Origin of the sequence: Bosea beijingensis (genome assembly GCF_030758975.1) — a bacterium.
Classification (GTDB): Bacteria; Pseudomonadota; Alphaproteobacteria; order Rhizobiales; family Beijerinckiaceae; genus Allobosea; species Allobosea beijingensis.
The window spans coordinates 331,876-349,002 of the sequence record NZ_CP132359.1 but is presented as its reverse complement, the minus strand read 5'-3'; the positions used below and the strand labels follow the sequence as shown (position 1 = coordinate 349,002).

Below are 17,127 nucleotides of genomic sequence, written 5' to 3'. Positions count from 1 at the left end.
GTTCCTGTTCCTGTGCCAACCCGGCTTCCCGCGGAGCCGGGCTGTGCATGGTGCAGGGCGGTGACCTTGCACGATGGCTCAGGTGGCGGCGATGCTGTCCCACCGGAAAACACCGCGAGGCAGCCTTGTCACGTTCGATCACCTATTATTTCTCGCTGCATTCGCCCTGGACCTATCTCGGCAACGCGGCCTTCCACGAAATTGCGCGGCGTCATGGCTGCGGGATCGACTACCGGCCGATGCCGTTGCGCTCGGTTTTCGACGAGACGGGCGGCTTGCCGCTGCCGAAGCGCCACCCGGTGAGGCAGCGTTATCGGCTGCTCGATCTCCAGCGCTGGCGCGCGGCGCGGGGCCTGCCGCTGGTGCTGCAGCCGAAGCATTTTCCCTTCGATCCGTCGCTGGCAGATCGCATGACGACCGCGATCCTGGCCAAGGGGGGCGATCCCTTCGCGTTCATCGGCGATGTGATGGCCGGTTTGTGGGCTCGGGACGAGGATATGGGCCGACCCGAGGCGCTGCTGGCCTGCGCGGCGCGGGCGGGCCTCGACGGGGCCGCGTTAATGGATTCGGCTGAAGGCCCTTCGGTCAAGCTTCGGTACGAGGAGACGCTCGGCGAGGCCGTGAAAGCCGGCGTCTTCGGAGCGCCGAGCTATGTGCTCGATGGCGAGGTGTTCTGGGGGCAGGATCGGCTCGACCTGCTGGATTCGGCGCTTGCCAGCGGCCGCGCGCCCTATCGCGTAGAAGGCGCCGTTTGACGATCAGCCGACGATGTCGGGCGTGCGCCAGCCGAGATGCTGGCCGGCATCGACGGCGATCATCTGCCCGGTCACCGAATGGGCGCGGGCGAGATAGAGCACGGCTTCGGCGATCTCCTCGGGCACGACCCGGTGGCCGAGCAGGGTGCCTGCCGCTTCCTGCTCCAGCCGGTCCGTGCCGTCATAGGCGTTCGGGAAGGTGGGGCCCGGCCCGACGGCGTTGACGCGGATGCGCGGGGCCAGCGCCTGCGCCAGCGTCTGGGTCGCGGTGAGCAGGGCGGCCTTGGTCAAGGTGTAGGAGTAGTATTGCGGCGTCAGCTTCCATACGCGCTGATCGACGATGTTGACCACGGCGCCCTTGGCATCGGCGGGCAGGCGTTCCGCCATGATCCCGACCAGTTGCGAGGGCGCACGCAGGTTGATCGAGAACTGGCGATTCCAGGTGGCGATGTCGAGCGAACGGACATCGTCCGCGACAAAGCTCGCGGCGTTGTTGACCAGCAGCGTGACCGGGCCGAGCGCGGCTTCCGCTGTCGGAATCAAGGTCGCGACCTCCGCGGGATCGACTAGATCGGCTGTGAGCAGGCAGGTTTTCGCGCCGTCGGCTTCGAGCTTTCGCGCCAGGGCCTCGGCGTCCTCGAGGCTGTCGCCGTGATGGATCGCGACCGCATAGCCGGCCGCAGCCAGCTTCTCGACGATGGCGCGGCCGATCCGCCTGGCGCCGCCGGTGACCAGCGCGACCTCAGCCATTTTGGCCATCGCGATTCGCGGGAGGCGTCGGGGCTTCAGCCGAGGCGCGCCGTTGCAGGCGGCGCTCCCAGTGCTTGGCGACGCGCAGATAGCGATAGAAGGCGTAGTTCATCGCGGTCATGAAGCCGTAGATGCCGCGCAGCGCATGGCGCCGCCCGATATAGGCCTTCAGGAAATTGGCGGGGAATTCGGCGACCAGCCGGAAGACTGAGAGCGTGCCGCCGCGGGCGTCGAGGTCGTCGGCCTGCGCATCGCTATAGGCGTTGAGCTTATCCATCTGCTCGCCGAGAGAGCGGACCGAGAAATGATGCACCGTTCCGCGTAGGCGTCCGACGCGCGCATCCGGCGAGAGATCGACACGATCATGCACGGGCGAGGGCGAATAACGGCCCTTGCTCCTGCGATAGAGACGTACGGGGGCGAGGGCATAGGCGAATCGATGCGGGGCGCCTTCGCCCGGGAAGATCTCGGCGATTCTCAGCTTGTAGGCGTCCTTGGATGGCAAGCCGGCGGCGAAGAGCGCGGCGATCTCCGCGGCGAGATCGGGTGGAATCACCTCGTCGGCATCGAGATTGAGCAGCCAGTCATGGCGGCATTGCTCTTCCGCGAAGCGCTTCTGCTGGCCATAACCCGGCCAGGGATTGAAGATGACGCGCGCGCCCAGTGATTCCGCCAGCGCCTGGGTGCCGTCGGTCGAACCGGAATCGACGAGAACGATGTCGTCGCTCAAGGCTCGCGCCGCCTCGATCGTGCGGCCGATCCGGTCTGCCTCGTTCTGGGCGATGATGAAGATCGAGAGAGGCGGCACGGTTCTTCTTCGGTTCCTGTTGCCTCAAGGCTTAAGCACGCGCGGCCCGGAGCGGCAAGACAGGGCGAAAAAGGGGCAGTCCGCCGCGGAACCTTGGGAAAGCTCCGGCGTTTGTAGGCCGGGCGATATTCCTACGCCGACGGGTGATCGAGTTTCTATTAGTATTCGATTTACCATGATGGCTAGTCAGTGGTTGGTTAACTTGGTTTTACCTTTTTGCGTTCAGTTATCGCATTCGTGCCGCATTTCTGCCGCGGTCTGCAAGGCAGATGTGCTTCCGATGCAACAGACAAAGCCGGCTCCCGGTCTTATAACGGGTTCATCGAAATCAACCGCCGGGGTTTCCGGCGTCAGCGACGACTAAGGAGTTTGTCATGAAGAAGTATCTGCTTGCGAGCGTTGCCGCGCTCGGCCTCGTCGCCGCTGGCGCCGCCTCGGCCGCCGACCTGCCGTCCCGCAAGGGCCCGATCGCTGCCCCCGTCTACATGCCGCCGGCGTTCTCCTGGACCGGTTTCTACGTCGGTGGTAACGCCGGCTACGGCTGGGGCAACGTGAACGCCAACGGCTTCGCCAATGTCGGCGATCTCGACGGCTTCGTCGGTGGCGGCCAGATCGGCTACAACTACCAGATGGGCCAGTTCGTTCTCGGCCTTGAGGCTGACCTGCAGTTCGCTGACCTCAGCTCCGGCAACAACCTCGGCCTGGTGAACGTCAAGACCGACTACTTCGGTACGGTCCGCGCTCGCGTCGGCGTCGCCTTCGACCGGTTCATGCCTTACATCACCGGTGGTTGGGCCTACGGCAACGTGAAGACCTCGATCCCGGCGATCGGCTTCTCTTCGGATCGCAGCCACACCGGCGGCTTCGCCGTCGGCGGCGGTCTCGAGTACGCCGTGACCAACAACATCATCGCTGGCGTCGAGTACCTCTACGTCGACCTCGGCGAGAAGAACATCCTTGGCGCCGGCACCAAGGTCGGCACCGACTTCTCGGTCGTCCGCGCCCGCCTCAGCTACAAGTTCTGATCCTCTCCTCCCGGAGACAGAACGGACCCGGTGGCCTCGGCCACCGGGTTTTTTTATTGCCCGCATGCCGGCGTCTTCACGGGAGCGGGCATGAAAAAGCCGGCGGCCAAGGCCGCCGGCTTCGGGATGATGTCGATTGTTCGCAGCGCGACCGGCGCTACGTCGATCAGCCCTTGAAGCGGGTCGCCTCGAAGGCGGGGACGCGGGCTGCGAAATCATCGAGCCAGGCGACGAGCTTCGGATGGGTCGCGCGCCAGGTTCCTTCGAAGCGCAGGTCGAGATAGCCCAGCGCGCAGGCAACCGCGATCTCGCCGATGCGGGGGCGATCCGCGAAGGTGGGTGGTAGGACTTCGAGTGCTTGCAGGCCACGCGCAACCTTGCCGTCCTGATGCGCGACCCAGTTGGCGTTGCGGCCTTCCTCGGGGCGGAAGCGTCCCTCATAGACCTTGAGCAAAGCGGCATCGCAGATGCCGTCGGCCAGCGCCTGAAGTCGGAGCTGTGCGAAGCGGGCTTCGCCGGCCGGGATCAGCTTCCCGCCGCTGAGATGGTCGAGATAGTCGACGATGACGCGCGAATCGAACAGCGTCGTGCCATCCTCCAGCACCAGGGTCGGGATCTTGCCGAGCGGATTTTGCTGGCGCAGCGCCTCGGCCGGGTCGTTCGTGTCGGCCGGAACGATGTCGATCCGCTCCATCAGCCCGAGTTCGATGGCCGACATCTTGACCTTGCGGCCGAACGGAGAGGCGGGGGAGGAGCGCAGGACGAGCATCGGCGGAATCCTTGATGCGGACGGGGATGTGGTCGATCAGCCGTCGGGGCGGATCGCCTCGCAGTGATAGCGCGGGCGCGGCCCTTGGGCGAGCCGTTCGGTCAGGGCCGGCAGCAGCGTTTCCGCCTCCTCGGCCAGTCGCCAGGGCGGGTTGACGATCAGGAGCCCGGTGGCGCTGAGGCCGCCCGCTGCTTCGGGGCGATCGACATCCATTTCGAGGCGCAGGAGCCGGCCGATTCCCGCGTCGAGCACCGAATCCATCAGCGATTCGATGCCGTGGCTGCCCTTGATCGGATACCAGAGCGCGTAGATGCCGGTCGGCCACTTGCGATGGGCCGCGATGAACTGGTCGGCGAGGGTAGCGAACTCGTCCTTTTCCTCGAAGGGCGGATCGATCAGCACGAGGCCGCGGCGTTCCTTCGGCGGGACATTGGCCCGAAGCGCCGTCCACCCGTCGATCGCGAGCGGTATGCAGCGCTTGTCGCGGCCGATCGCTTCGGTCAGCTTCTTGTAGGTCTGCGGATGGAGTTCGGCTGCGACCAACCGGTCGTCGGGTCGCATGGCATGGCGGCAGAGCCAGGGAGAGCCGGGATAGGCGCCCGCACCATGGAGCGCGCGGGCTCCTTGGAGCGCGGCACGATAGGGAACGAGCAGGGCTTCGACCGCGGGGGACAGGGGCGAGCGGTCGATCCGCGCGATGCCGTCCTTCCACTCATGCGTCCTCAGCGCCTCTTCCGAATCGAGATCGTAGCGGCCGCTGCCGGCATGCGTGTCGATGATGCGGTAGGGCGCCGGCTTGGCATTGAGGTGCAGCAGGATGCGCGTCAGGACGACATGCTTCAGCACATCGGCGAAGTTTCCGGCGTGGAAGCCATGGCGATAGTTCATGCCGCCGTTGGTAGAGGAAGCCGCTCGCGACCGGAAGCGGCAAAGTCCTGCCTTATTGCGCTTTCAGCGCGGCGCGATGACCGTGAACTCGCGAGCGCGGCAGCCGGAGCGGTCGACCTGCTGGCAGGAGCGGAAGTCGCGAAGATCTTTCGAGAAGCAGATCTTGACCTCCTGCAGCACACCACGCTTGCAGGCGACCGACATCATGTCCGGGCGCAGGCCGGGATTGGCGGCGGCGAAGGCGCGTTCGAGATCGAGCGCCGTCCAGGTCTGGTCGCGATCCACCTTGGCGAGCGTCGGCGGAATCGCGACCTTCTCGCGGGCGCGGCGGACATCGCGGAAATAGTCGCTCGGGCTGGAGCCGGTGCAGGTACCGTGCTTGCGCCACTGATAGCGGGCGAGGCCCTCGCTCGGGAACAGGCCCTCGGCCTGCTCCATCGCGATCCGCGACGGCGAGCGCCCGGCTGGTCCGCATTCGCTGGGATAGCCGCGCTCGTTCTGCGGCCAGAGACCGTGTACAACGAAGCGCAGGCCGGCTCCTTCGCCGCATTGCTCGCGATTGCGCGAACGGTCGCCGTCGAGCTCGCAGAAGCCTGGCGACCATGACAGGGCAAGCACGTAGAAATCGAAATCACCCGGCGCGCCGCCGCGCTGGCCGAAGCCTTGGGCATGGCCGGCCCCGGCGAAGCCGAACAGCGCCAGAGCTGCAATCGCCAGCGATTTCATCATCGGACGACCTGCGATCAGGGGCGCGCCATCTTGCAATCGGGCGCATGGGTGCGCAGCCTGTCGAGGCCGCTCACGCACCAGTTGACGTTCCAGGTCAGGCCGAAGAGGCCAAGATTCTCGCGCACGGAGTAGTCGACGCGGCGGAACTTGCCGTCGTTCAGCAGCACGCGGCCACTGCAGAAGCGGCGCGGGATGAAGTCGGCGCCCCAGCTACGGTAGCCGATCTGCCCGATGCGGTCGTAGGACAGAGCTTGAAGCGGCCCCCAATAGGTGTTCTCGCGGGAATTGAAGCGGCTGCTGACCTCGCCCAGGACAGCCGGGTCGTCGCAGCCGGGCAGATTGCCATACATCGCGAAGGTACGGTTCTCCGCCCGGTCCAGCGGGTGAACGAAACGGCCGTTCGCGGCGTTGGCCGCGAAGCCTGCGAGGCAGGCGATGGAAACAAGGGCGGTTCGCAGCAGGGCGCGGCGCATCGAATCAGGCCTCGTACAAGAGGGCAAAGATGGGGCGCACGATGGCGATGTGCCGGTCATGGGTCAAGGCGCATGCGAAGCGGGCGACGCCATGCGGAGAAAGGCTGTCCGGCAGAAGTCGTCGGCGCTGGCGCGGTGAGCTGCGATCGGACAGATTGGCCGGAGAAACAGGGGAAACAAGATGACGGATTGCTTCGACGACCCCACGGCACGCATTGCGGATGCGGATGCCTTGCGCGGCCATATCGGCCCGGTCTCGCCGCTGGCAGCCAGCAAGGTGCTCCGCCGGCTGGACCATTTCTGCCGGGACTTCATCGCGCTGTCGCCTTTCCTCGTGCTCGCGAGCTGCGATGCCGAGGGCAATGCCGATGCCAGCCCGCGCGGCGACGGGCCCGGCTTCGTGCGCGTGCTCGACGACACGACCCTGCTGATCCCCGACCGGCGGGGCAACAACCTGATCGATTCCTTCCGCAATATCGTCTCGTCGCCGGGCGTCGGGCTCGTCTTCATGGTGCCGGGCATTCCGGAGACCTTGCGCGTCAACGGCAAGGCGCATGCGACGCGCGATCCCGCTCTGCTGGCGCCCTCCATCATGCAGGAGCGCGTGCCGGTGACCGGGCTGATCGTCACGGTCGAGGAAGCCTATTTCCATTGCGGCAAGGCGCTGATCCGCTCGAAGCTGTGGGACCCGGCCTCGCAGGTGCCGCGCAACTCCTTCCCGACGCTCGGCCGCATCATCGCCGACCAGACCAAGGCGGTCGACGGCGACGAGGCCGATCGCAATCTCGAGGAAGCCTATCGCACGCGCCTTTACTGAGGCGTGCGCGCCTCGCGTCTCTCCTGCCGGCGGCGGTGCAGCAGCGTGCCGAACTGCCAGGCGGCGAAGGCGAGGACACCGAGGCCGATCAGGATGCGGTTGCGCGCCGACTCCTGGAGCTTCGCGACGCTCTCGTCATAGGAGAGCAGGCTTCGGCCTGCGCTCGTCGCCTCATAGACAAGCCCGGCATCGGGATCGACGAGGAAGCGTAGCGGCTGACCCCAGCGGATCGTGTCGAGGTCGTTGACCCAGAGGTTGCGCGGCGGGGAGTAGGTCCGCAGCATCCGGCCGGATGCGACAAGGGCAAGGCGCTGCGTGCGATAGCCGCCGCGGTTGCGGCCGATGCCGTCGCTGATGATGGGCATCTCGACCGAGATCGGGCCGACATGCTCGGCGATCGCCAGTTTTTCGCGGGGCAGGGGTTGGGCTGGCCAGCCGGCCAGGACCACATAAAGGCCTATGCCGGCGGCGGCGAGGCCGACGGTGATGATCAAGCCATCGGATGGCTTCCGGCCCGTCGGCGTACCCTCTCGCGTCTCAACTCTGCTGGCGGATCGTAGCTGCTTTCACGACGGGTTTGTAGTTCGCGACAGTGGCTCGTCGCTCCAGGACGAGCAGGACGAGGCCGGCCGCCACGATCAGGGCCGCGCCGCAGAGCATGGCCGGCGTCGGCCAGTCGCCGAAGACGAACCAGCCGAAGACCAGCGCCCAGACGATCAGGGTGTACTGATAGGGCACGACGACCGAGGCTTCCGCCAGCTTGAGCGAGCGAGTGACGCAGATATGCGCGCCCATCGCGACGATGCCGAGCAGGCCGAGCAGGGCGGTGTCCTTCAGGCTCGGCGTGACCCAGCCCAAGGGCAGGAGCACGAGCCCCATCAGGAGCGCGCCGAGCGTCTGCCAGGCGACCAGCGTGACGTCCGGCGTGCCGCGCAACTGGCGGCCGGCGATCATCATCGCGGCGAAGAGGAAGCTGCCGGCGGCGGCGATAAGGGCCGGCATCGACAGGCTGGCATCGGTTGGATTGAGCGAGACCGCGACGCCGGCGAAGCCCAGCGCGATGGCAAGCCAGCGCCGGCCGTCGATGCGCTCGCCCAGCAGCAATGCGGCGAGGATCACCACCCAGACCGGCGCCGCCAGCCAGATCGTCATCGCATCGGCGAGCGGCAGATAGGTCACGGCCAGATAGAACAGCGCGACCTCGCCCGAGCTGAACAGCACGCGCAGCGCCTGCAGGCCGGGGCGCTCCGGCCGCAAGGTCCGCTGCAGGCCCTGCTTCAAGACGAAGGGCAGGATGACGACGAGCGCGGCCAGGCTGCGCACCAGCAGGAGCTGGCCGACCGTGTAGGTCGCGACCAGCCATTTGCCCATCACGTCGTTGAGCGAAAACAGCAGGATGCCGATCAGCATCATCAGGATGCCGGAAAGTGAAGCGTTTCGGTAGGCCATGGCAGACACGCGGGGAATCGAGCCCACGCTCTGACGCAGCGCCGCCCGTCGCGCAATCTTGCACTGCAGCATAAAGCCGCAGGCGGCCCTCTTGAACCTCCAGTGGCTAGAGCTCCTATCTTTTCGGTTTGCGGTGCCGCTTCGGCCCGCGCGCAGGATGAAGGAGCATCAGTATGAGCCGTCCTCCTCAGCAGCGGCGCCAGGATTCGGCGGTTGGCTGGAACGCCGCCGCTTCGTCGGGCGGCGGCGCGTTGCGCCGGGTGTCTGGATTGTTCTGGGTCCTCGCCCTTCTGGCGATGGCGGCCTGGTCGCTGTTCGCCTGGTTCGCCTATTCGCTCGCCGACCCCGTCCTGGCCTGGCTATCGACCAGTGCGCCGGCACTGGTCGATAGCGGGCGCGGCGCGGTCGAGAGCTATGGCGGAAAGGCTGCGGGCGATGCGCTGAAGACGCTCGACATGGGCGGACTCGCCGGGCAGGCGATTGCCCTGCTGAAGCTGGTCGTCAAGCCGGCGATCGTCGTCATCTGGGTGCTCGGCATGGTCGCGCTCGCCGTGCTGCCGATGCTGATGTCGGCCGTGCGGCGGCTGTTCGGCTCGCGGCGGTAGCGCCTGCGGGCTTTTACGATGGATCCGTCCGACATCCTGCCGATTCTGCTGGCTTACGGGTTCGCGGGCGTGTTCGTCATGGCCCTGCTGGAGAAGTTCGCTCCGATCGTCCCGTCCTATCTGATGTTGATCCTGTTCGGGACGGCGGCGTCCGGGGAGGCGGAGCTCGGCGCTTTCCTCGCCGTCACGGTGGCCGGGTCCTTCACGGCGACCGCGGCCTGGTATTCGATCGGCCGCGCGCTCGGCGAGAGGCGGGTGCGGGCGGTGGTCGCGCGCTATGGGCGCTATGTCTTCTTCAACCTCGAGACCTACGACTACCTCGCCGGGAGCTATCGGCGGAACAGCTTCGCGGTCACGCTGATCGGCCAGACGATACCGGTCGCGCGGATATTCCTGGCGCTGCCCGCCGGCGTGCTCGCCATCCCTGGCGCGACCTTCCTGATCGCGGCGGCGATCGGGATCGCGATCTATAATTTCGCCTTCCTGGTGGTCGGCTTCGCACTCAGGGACACGTCGAGCGATCCGGTCGAGATCGGGCTGTGGGTATCGCTCGGGCTGATCGTCGTCGAAGGGGCGGCGGTCTATGTCATGCGTCGCTATCGCCGGCGACCCGAGGCGGTCCGGGCCGATCCCGCTGTGCCGCCGACGCCGGATGCGCAGGCCGCTGAGAAGCGCCTATAGGCTCGCTGCCGCCCGGGCCGCCTGGTCGTACTGGCCGGAGAGCGAGCGCATGGCGGCGGCGATCTCGGAGAGCCGGGCCGGGTCGGCGCCGGTCGCGCGGATGGACTTAACCAGGAGCTGCTCGCGGATCTGGGCATAGCGACGGCAGGCTTCCTCGCCGGCCGGCGTGACCTCGACGGTCTTCTCCTTGCCCTTGCGACCGCCCTTGAGCAGCTTCAGCCGCTCGAGCTTCTTCAGCGAGTAGTTCACCAGATGCGTGTCCTCGATATTGAGGACGAGGCAGATATCGGCAAGGCGCTTGGCCTTGCCGCGGTGGTTGACGTTGTGCAGCACGAGCACGTCGAGCGGCGAGAGATCGGCGATGCCGGCCGCCGCCATGCAGCGGATCATCCAGCGCTGGAAAGCATGCACGGTCATGCTCAGCGCGAACTCGAATTCCGAAAGAGCCGGCAGAGCCCCCGAGGCGAGATGCCCGGAGGAGACGATCGGGCCGAGGTCGTCGGGAGCCGGGGAGGTCATCGCGCTCTGTTATCCTGGAGAAAAGGCTGCGTCATCCCGGACGAGCCGCTTCAGCGGCGTTGATCCGGGATGACAGTCATCGGGCGCGGAGACGCGGCGCGGTTCCCCGCGTCACATCTTCTTGTAGGCGTCGACGATGGCCTGGCCTTCGGCGCCGGCCTTCTTCAGCCAGTCCGCGGTGAGCTGCTCGCCGGCCTTCTTGAACCCGGCTGCGAGCGCCGGCGAGGGCGCCTGGACCTTCATGCCCTTGGCCTTGAGCTGCTCGAGGTACCAGCCGGCCTTCTCCTGCCACATCTTCCAGCCGCGCTCCTCGGCCGTCGCGGCGGCCTTGAGGATGGCGTCCTGCGTCGCCTTGTCGAGGGCGTTGAAGGCGGCCTTGTTGACGAAGGTGGCGTCCTTCGGGATCCAGGCCTGCGTGTCGTAGAAATGGGTCAGCGATTCCCAGGCCTTGGAATCGTAGCCGGTGCCGCCCGACGACATGAAGGAATTGACCACGCCGGTCGCCAGCGCCTGCGGCAGTTCCGCCGCCTGGATGGTGACGGACTGCATGCCGAGCAGCTCGCCGAGGCGGGCGGTGCCGACATTATAGGCGCGCCACTTCAGCCCCTTCATGTCCTCGATCGTGTTGATGTCCTTCTTAGCGTAGACGCCCTGCGGCGCCCAGGGGACCATGAAGAGGAGCTTGATGCCCTGCGCATCGAGCTTCTTCTCGATCGCGGCCTTGGAGGCCGTGTAGAGCTTGCGCGAGTCCGCGAAGGAGGTCGCCAGGAAGGGGACGACGTCGATGCCGAAGATCGGGTCCTCGTTCTCGTGGTTCGAGATCAGGACCTCGCCCATCTGGGCCTGGCCGGTCTGCACCGCGCGCTTGATCTCGGGCGCCTTGAACAGCGAGGCGTTGCCATGGACCGTGATGGAGAGCTTGCCGCCGGTGGCAGCCTCGACGTCCTTGGCGAAGAGGACGAGGTTTTCCGTATGCGGGTTGTCGTTGGGATAGGCGGCAGGCAGGTTCCACTTGGTCTGGGCCGAGGCCGAGCCGGCACCGAGCGTCAGGGCAGTGGCGGCGACGCCGGCAACGAGCAGGCCCTTGATGAAGTCCTTGCGATACATGGTTTGTCTCCGTTCCCTTGGTTTTGATGCGTGATTATTGAGGCGGAAAGGCCATCTGGGGCAAGACCATCACGATCCACGGGAAGATCGTGATGATCGCGACGGCTGCGACCAGCAGGAAGAAGAACGGCAGCGCCGCCAGCGCGACCGTGTTCGAATCCTTGCCGGACATCGTCTGCAGCACGAAGAGGTTGAAGCCGACCGGCGGCGAGACCTCGGCCATCTCGACGATCAGCACGAGGAAGATGCCGAACCAGACGAGATCGAAGCCGGCTGTCTTGATCATCGGGATGACGATGGCTGTGGTCAGCACGATCATCGAGATGCCGTCGAGCGCGGTGCCGAGGATGATGTACATCACCGTCAGTGCCGCGATCAGGGCGTAGGGCGACAGGTGCAGCGAGTCGACCCAGGCGGCGAGCGCCGCCGGGATGCCGGTATAGGCCATCGAGGTCGACATGAAGGAGGCGCCGGCCAGGATCAGCATGATCATGCAGGTGATCCGGGTCGTGCCCATCACGCTCTGCCAGAAGGCTTCCCTGGTCAGCGAGCCCGACCACCAGGCGATGCCGAAGGAGCCGAGCACGCCCCAGGCGGCGCATTCGGTCGCCGTCGCCCAGCCGAGCAGGAGCGACAGGAAGACCAGCGCGATCAGCAGCATGCAGGGGATGAGCTGTGCCGATTCCCTGAGCTTCTCGCGCAGCGGCATCTTCGGCTCGCGCGGCGGCGACTGGTCGGGATGCAGCAGGTGCCAGACGATGATGTAGCCGGAATAGAGCGCCATCACGAGCAGGCCCGGCAGGAAGCCGGCGAGGAAGATCTGGATGATCGAGACATTGGCCGCCACCGCATAGACCACCATGGTGATCGAGGGCGGGATCAGGATGCCGAGCGTGCCGGCGCCGGCGAGCGAGCCGAGCGCGAGCTTCTCGTTGTAGCCGCGCTTCTTGAGCTCCGGCAGGGCGATCTTGGCGACGGTGGCGCAGGTCGCGGCCGACGAGCCGGAAACCGAGCCGAAGATGCCGCAGGCGAGCACGTTGACGTGCATCAGGCGGCCGGGCAGCCAGTTGAGCCAGGGCGCGAGGCCGCGGAACATCTCCTCGGAGAGCTTCGTCCGGTACAGGATTTCGCCCATCCAGATGAAGAGCGGCAGCGCGGCCAGCGTCCAGGAGGCGCTGTTGCCCCAGATGGTGGTCGCCAGCACGGAGCCGGCCGGGATGCCGCCGCCGACGAACTGCATCGCGACCCAGCCGCAGGCCATGAGCGAGATGGCGATCCAGACGCCGCCCGCGAGGAAGACGGCGAGCAGGAGCAGCAGAAGGCCGGAGATTTCGATCATTGCCATCGGATCAGACTCCGCTTGCCATGGCGCGCTCGACGATTTCCTCGTCCGATTTCGCGGGGGGCTTCTCGTAGCGCGGCTCCTGGCCGCGGATCACGACATGGACGAACTCGTCGAGCATCGCGATGAAGAGGATGATCAGGCCGCCGGAATAGCCGAGCTGCGGGATCCAGAGCGGCATCGGCACGACGCCGCCGGCGACGTCGTTGAACGCATAGGACTGCCAGGTCATGATCGTGGCGTGCCAGGCGAAGAAGCCGGAAAAGCCGAGGCCGAGAACCAGCGAGAACACCTCGAAGAACCAGCGGCTGCGGCCCTGGAAGCGGTCGATCAGCAGGCCGACGCGGATCATGTCGCCCGACTTGAAGGTATGGGCGAGGCCGAGGAAGGCCATCGCGGCCATGCACCACGAGGCGAAATCGTCGCCGGCGGGAATGTTGAGGCCGACCTCGCGGCCGATCGACATCCCCATCATCAGCAGGAAGATCATGATGAGGAAGAGGCCGGCGGCGTAGCCGGCCCAGAGATAGAGTGTGTCCAGCGTGCGGCGGATCATGGGAGGGAGTGCCCCCGCCTGATGGGGGCGCCTTCGCGCCCGATTGCCAGATTGGCTCGCATCGTCGCATCCTCCGCTTTCCGCCGGCCTGGCCCCTCAGCCATGTTCCAGCCACATTTGGGATCGTAGCCCGCAGAATCGCCTTGTCAATAACTCATCGACGATTTATCGATAAAACGTCAGCGTAAACCTCGGCTGGCTTGACGGAGGGGAGAACGTCTTATGTCGGCGGCGCATTGGGACTTCTGGATCGATCGTGGCGGCACCTTCACCGACGTGATCGGGCGTGACCCGGCTGGCAATCTCCATGCCAGGAAGATGCTCTCCGAGAATCCCGGTGCCTATCGTGATGCCGCCGTGCAGGGGATCCGCGAGCATCTCGGGTTGAAGGCGGGCGAGCCAATCCCGACCGGGACCATCGGCGAGGTCCGCATGGGCACCACCGTCGCCACCAATGCGCTGCTGGAGCGCAAGGGCGACCGCACGCTGCTGGTGACGACCAAGGGTTTCCGCGACGCGCTGCGCATCGGTTACCAGGCGCGGCCGGACATCTTCGCCAAGCAGATCGTCCTGCCCGAGGCGCTGTATGACGCGGTCGAGGAGATCGAGGAGCGCGTGCTGGCCGACGGCACGGTCGAGCGCGCGCCCGACGAGGCGGCGATCCGCAAGGCCTTGCAGGCGCAGTACGATGCCGGTTTCCGCACTGTGGCGATCGTGTTCATGCATGGCTACCGTTACACGGCGCATGAGCAGGTCGCGGCCAGGGTCGCTCGCGCGATCGGCTTCCCGCAGGTTTCGGTCAGCCATGAGGTCTCGCCGCTGGTGAAGCTGGTGGGTCGCGGCGATACCGCCGTGGTCGATGCCTATCTCTCGCCCATCCTGCGCCGCTACGTGCAGCAGGTGTCGGAAGAGCTCGACGTCGCCCGCACCGGCGCGCGCCTGATGTTCATGATGTCCTCGGGCGGCCTCACCGCGGCCGAGCTGTTCCAGGGCAAGGACGCGATCCTGTCCGGCCCGGCCGGCGGCGTGGTCGGCCTTGCCGAGACCGGCCGCTCGGCCGGGTTCGACAAGGTGATCGGCTTCGACATGGGCGGCACCTCGACCGACGTTGCCCATTTCGACGGCGAATACGAGCGCGCCTTCGAGACCGAGGTCGCCGGCGTGCGCATGCGCGCGCCGATGATGCTGATCCATACGGTCGCGGCCGGAGGTGGCTCGATCCTGCATTTCGATGGAAGACGCTTCCGTGTCGGGCCGGATTCGGCCGGCGCCAATCCGGGTCCAGCCGCCTATCGCCGCGGCGGGCCGCTCGCGGTGACCGACGCCAATGTCATGGTCGGCAAGCTGATCCCGTCCTATTTCCCGGCGATCTTCGGGCCTGACCAGAACGAGCCGCTCGATGTCGGCATCGTCCGCAACAAATTCGCGGTGCTGGCGGCCGAGGTCGGCGACGGGCGCAGCCCTGAGGAGGTCGCCGACGGCTTCATCCAGATCGCCGTCGCCAACATGGCCGAGGCGATCAAGAAGATCTCGGTGCAGCGCGGCTACGACATCACCCGCTATGCGCTGAACTCCTTCGGTGGTGCCGGCGGCCAGCATGCCTGCCTCGTGGCGGACGCGCTCGGCATCAAGACCGTGCTGCTGCATCCGTTCTCCGGCCTGCTCTCGGCCTATGGCATGGGGCTCGCCGAAATCCGCTCGACCCGTACGTCGGCGCTGGACGTTGCGCTCGACGGCGAAGCGAAGGCCGCGATCGAGGCCGTCGCCGCGAAGCTTGCCGCCGATGCGAAGGCTGAGGTTGCTGGCCAGGGCGTGGCCGAGGGCGATATCGCGATCCACGTGCGCGCCCATATCCGCTATTCCGGCACCGATACCGCGATCGCGGTCCCGGCCGGCACGCGGGCGGCGATGCAGGAAGCCTTTCAGACGGCACACAAGGCCCGCTTCGGCTTCATGGACAAGACCAAGGCGCTGGTCGTCGAGGCGGTCGAGGTCGAGGCCGTCGGCGGCGGCGCGAAATTCGAGGAAGCGGCTGCTGCCGAGCAGGCCGGCGAGCCGGTTGCGGCCGAGCGCACCCGCTTCTTCGCCAAGGGCCAATGGCACGATGCGGCGATCGTTCGCCGAGAGGCGATGAAGCCGGGCCAGAGCGTCGCGGGACCTGCCATCATCATCGAGCCGAACCAGACCGTCGTCGTCGAAGAGGGCTGGAGCGCGAAGCTCACGGCCCGCGACCATCTGGTCCTCGTCCGCGTCAAGGCGCTGGTCCAGCAGGCCGCGATCGGCACCAGGGCCGATCCGGTAATGCTCGAGATCTTCAACAACCTGTTCATGTCGATCGCCGAGCAGATGGGCGTGACACTGCAGAACACCGCCTATTCCGTGAACATCAAGGAGCGGCTCGACTTCTCCTGCGCGGTGTTCGACCAGACCGGCGCGCTCGTTGCCAACGCCCCGCATATGCCGGTGCATCTCGGCTCGATGGACCGCTCGGTCGAGACGGTGATCGCCAACAACCCGGTGATCAAGCCGGGCGACGTCTACTGCCTGAACGCGCCTTATAACGGTGGCACGCACCTGCCGGATATCACGGTCTGCACACCGGTCTTCGACCCCGAGGAGAAGGACATCCTGTTCTGGGTCGCGAGCCGCGGTCACCATGCCGATGTCGGCGGCACGGCGCCGGGCTCGATGTCGCCGCTCGCGACCAATATCGAGGAGGAAGGCGTCTATATCGACAATTTCAAGATCGTCGATCAGGGCCGCTTCTGCCAGGAGGAACTGGTCAAGCTCCTGACCGGCGCGCGCTATCCCGTCCGCAACGTGGTGCAGAACGTCAACGACCTGAAGGCGCAGATCGCCGCCAACGAGAAGGGCCTGGCCGAGCTGAAGAAGATGATCGGCTCCTTCGGCCTCGATGTCGTGCAGGCCTATATGGGCCATGTGCAGGACAACGCGGCCGAGAGCGTGGCGCGATTGCTCACCAAGCTGCACGATTCCGAGTTCACCTACCCAATGGACCAGGGCTGCGCGATCAAGGTGAAGATCACCATCGACCGCGAAAAGCGCGAGGCGACGGTCGATTTCACCGGCACCTCGGAGCAGCGGCCGGACAATTTCAACGCGCCGGCGCCCGTCACCCGCGCCGCCGTGCTCTATGTCTTCCGCGTCATGGTCGACGACGCGATCCCGATGAATGCCGGTTGCCTCAGACCGATCCGGATCGTCGTGCCGGATGGTTCGATGCTGAGTCCCCGCTATCCGGCGGCGGTCGTGGCGGGCAATGTCGAGGTGTCGCAGGCGGTGACGAACACGCTGTTCGGTGCGCTCAAGGCGATGTCCTGCTCGCAGGGCACGATGAACAACCTGACCTTCGGCAACGACCAGTACCAGTATTACGAGACGATCTGCTCGGGCTCGCCGGCCGGTCCCGGCTTCGATGGCACGTCGGGCGTGCATGTCCACATGACCAATTCGCGCCTGACCGATCCGGAGATCCTGGAGACGCGCTTCCCGGTCGTGCTAGAGGATTTCCATATCCGGAAGGGCTCCGGCGGCAAGGGCGAATGGTCGGCCGGCGACGGCACCTCGCGCACCATCCGCTTCCGCGAGACGATGGATTGCGCGATCCTCGCCTCGCATCGCCGGGTGCGGCCCTTCGGCGTCGATGGCGGAGAGGCGGGCGAGCTCGGCAAGACGCTGGTGCGCCGGCTGTCCGGTGCGGTCGAGGAGCTGAAGCCCTCAGACCAGACCCTGCTCCAGGCCGGCGAGGCGGTGACTGTGATCACGCCGACGGCAGGCGGCTATGGCAAAGCACGGGATTGAGGTTTAGGTCCGTCTCCTGACCATGGAGACGG

The 17,127-nt window shown here is 66.4% G+C and carries 19 protein-coding genes; 7 read left to right on the top strand and 12 right to left on the bottom strand.

Annotation, left to right across the window (positions count from 1 at the left end; genetic code table 11):
* Positions 1-125 precede the first annotated feature (125 nt).
* Positions 126-755: a 2-hydroxychromene-2-carboxylate isomerase gene (locus tag Q9235_RS01755; protein WP_306225081.1), complete on the top strand. Its 630-nt coding sequence runs from the start codon at positions 126-128 to the stop codon at positions 753-755.
* 3 nt (positions 756-758) lie between these two features.
* Here Q9235_RS01755 and Q9235_RS01750 read toward each other — a convergent pair whose 3' ends face one another.
* Positions 759-1,514 (bottom strand): SDR family oxidoreductase, encoded by a 756-nt coding sequence (locus tag Q9235_RS01750; protein WP_306225080.1) that lies wholly within the window; start codon positions 1,512-1,514, stop codon positions 759-761.
* Positions 1,498-2,313, bottom strand: a complete 816-nt coding sequence (locus tag Q9235_RS01745; protein WP_306225078.1) for a glycosyltransferase family 2 protein — start codon at positions 2,311-2,313, stop codon at positions 1,498-1,500. The genes Q9235_RS01750 and Q9235_RS01745 overlap by 17 nt, the downstream gene beginning before the upstream one ends.
* Before the next feature lie 374 nt (positions 2,314-2,687).
* On the opposite strand from Q9235_RS01745, the gene Q9235_RS01740 reads away from it, so the two are divergent.
* Together Q9235_RS01740 and Q9235_RS01735 are read left to right on the top strand one after the other, a co-directional pair.
* Positions 2,688-3,338, top strand: coding sequence for an outer membrane protein (locus tag Q9235_RS01740; protein ID WP_306225077.1), 651 nt, complete (start codon positions 2,688-2,690; stop codon positions 3,336-3,338).
* Between the two features lie 30 nt (positions 3,339-3,368).
* Positions 3,369-3,515, top strand: coding sequence for a hypothetical protein (locus Q9235_RS01735; RefSeq protein WP_306225076.1), 147 nt, complete (start codon positions 3,369-3,371; stop codon positions 3,513-3,515).
* Here Q9235_RS01735 and Q9235_RS01730 read toward each other — a convergent pair.
* From Q9235_RS01730 to Q9235_RS01715, 4 genes are all read right to left on the bottom strand, one after another.
* Entirely contained in the window at positions 3,505-4,107 is a 603-nt protein-coding gene (locus Q9235_RS01730; RefSeq protein ID WP_306225074.1) for a glutathione S-transferase, read from the bottom strand. The genes Q9235_RS01735 and Q9235_RS01730 overlap by 11 nt on opposite strands.
* 36 nt (positions 4,108-4,143) lie before the next feature.
* Positions 4,144-4,995 (bottom strand): 23S rRNA (adenine(2030)-N(6))-methyltransferase RlmJ, encoded by an 852-nt coding sequence (locus tag Q9235_RS01725; RefSeq protein ID WP_306225073.1) that lies wholly within the window; start codon positions 4,993-4,995, stop codon positions 4,144-4,146.
* 63 nt (positions 4,996-5,058) lie between these two features.
* Positions 5,059-5,724, bottom strand: a complete 666-nt coding sequence (locus Q9235_RS01720; protein ID WP_306225072.1) for a ribonuclease T2 family protein — start codon at positions 5,722-5,724, stop codon at positions 5,059-5,061.
* 14 nt (positions 5,725-5,738) lie between these two features.
* Complete coding sequence (locus Q9235_RS01715) at positions 5,739-6,197, bottom strand: hypothetical protein (RefSeq protein ID WP_306225071.1); 459 nt, start codon at positions 6,195-6,197, stop codon at positions 5,739-5,741.
* Positions 6,198-6,378: 181 nt separating this feature from the next.
* Here Q9235_RS01715 and Q9235_RS01710 point away from each other — a divergent pair, with 181 nt between their 5' ends.
* Positions 6,379-7,014: a pyridoxamine 5'-phosphate oxidase family protein gene (locus tag Q9235_RS01710; protein WP_306225070.1), complete on the top strand. Its 636-nt coding sequence runs from the start codon at positions 6,379-6,381 to the stop codon at positions 7,012-7,014.
* Here Q9235_RS01710 and Q9235_RS01705 read toward each other — a convergent pair.
* Together Q9235_RS01705 and Q9235_RS01700 are read right to left on the bottom strand one after the other, a co-directional pair.
* Entirely contained in the window at positions 7,008-7,508 is a 501-nt protein-coding gene (locus Q9235_RS01705) for a hypothetical protein (protein ID WP_306225068.1), read from the bottom strand. The genes Q9235_RS01710 and Q9235_RS01705 overlap by 7 nt on opposite strands.
* Before the next feature lie 43 nt (positions 7,509-7,551).
* Positions 7,552-8,463: a DMT family transporter gene (locus Q9235_RS01700; protein ID WP_306225067.1), complete on the bottom strand. Its 912-nt coding sequence runs from the start codon at positions 8,461-8,463 to the stop codon at positions 7,552-7,554.
* A 173-nt stretch (positions 8,464-8,636) separates the two neighbouring features.
* Between Q9235_RS01700 and Q9235_RS01695 the strand changes: the two genes are divergently transcribed.
* A complete protein-coding gene (locus Q9235_RS01695; RefSeq protein WP_306225066.1) occupies positions 8,637-9,068 on the top strand; it encodes a hypothetical protein in 432 nt (143 codons plus the stop codon).
* Positions 9,069-9,086: 18 nt separating this feature from the next.
* Positions 9,087-9,749, top strand: a complete 663-nt coding sequence (locus tag Q9235_RS01690; protein ID WP_306225064.1) for a DedA family protein — start codon at positions 9,087-9,089, stop codon at positions 9,747-9,749.
* Here Q9235_RS01690 and Q9235_RS01685 read toward each other — a convergent pair.
* The 4 genes from Q9235_RS01685 to Q9235_RS01670 form a co-directional block, all read right to left on the bottom strand.
* Positions 9,744-10,268, bottom strand: coding sequence for a winged helix DNA-binding protein (locus tag Q9235_RS01685; protein WP_306225062.1), 525 nt, complete (start codon positions 10,266-10,268; stop codon positions 9,744-9,746). The two genes, Q9235_RS01690 and Q9235_RS01685, sit on opposite strands and share 6 nt — an antisense overlap.
* 111 nt (positions 10,269-10,379) lie before the next feature.
* On the bottom strand, positions 10,380-11,375 hold the full coding sequence (locus Q9235_RS01680) for a TRAP transporter substrate-binding protein (RefSeq protein ID WP_306225061.1): 996 nt from the start codon (positions 11,373-11,375) through the stop codon (positions 10,380-10,382).
* A gap of 34 nt (positions 11,376-11,409) precedes the next feature.
* Positions 11,410-12,720, bottom strand: coding sequence for a TRAP transporter large permease (locus tag Q9235_RS01675; protein WP_306225060.1), 1,311 nt, complete (start codon positions 12,718-12,720; stop codon positions 11,410-11,412).
* A 4-nt stretch (positions 12,721-12,724) separates the two neighbouring features.
* Positions 12,725-13,273, bottom strand: a complete 549-nt coding sequence (locus tag Q9235_RS01670) for a TRAP transporter small permease (protein WP_306225058.1) — start codon at positions 13,271-13,273, stop codon at positions 12,725-12,727.
* A gap of 222 nt (positions 13,274-13,495) precedes the next feature.
* Between Q9235_RS01670 and Q9235_RS01665 the strand changes: the two genes are divergently transcribed.
* Positions 13,496-17,095: a hydantoinase B/oxoprolinase family protein gene (locus Q9235_RS01665; protein ID WP_306225057.1), complete on the top strand. Its 3,600-nt coding sequence runs from the start codon at positions 13,496-13,498 to the stop codon at positions 17,093-17,095.
* Positions 17,096-17,127: the final 32 nt, after the last annotated feature.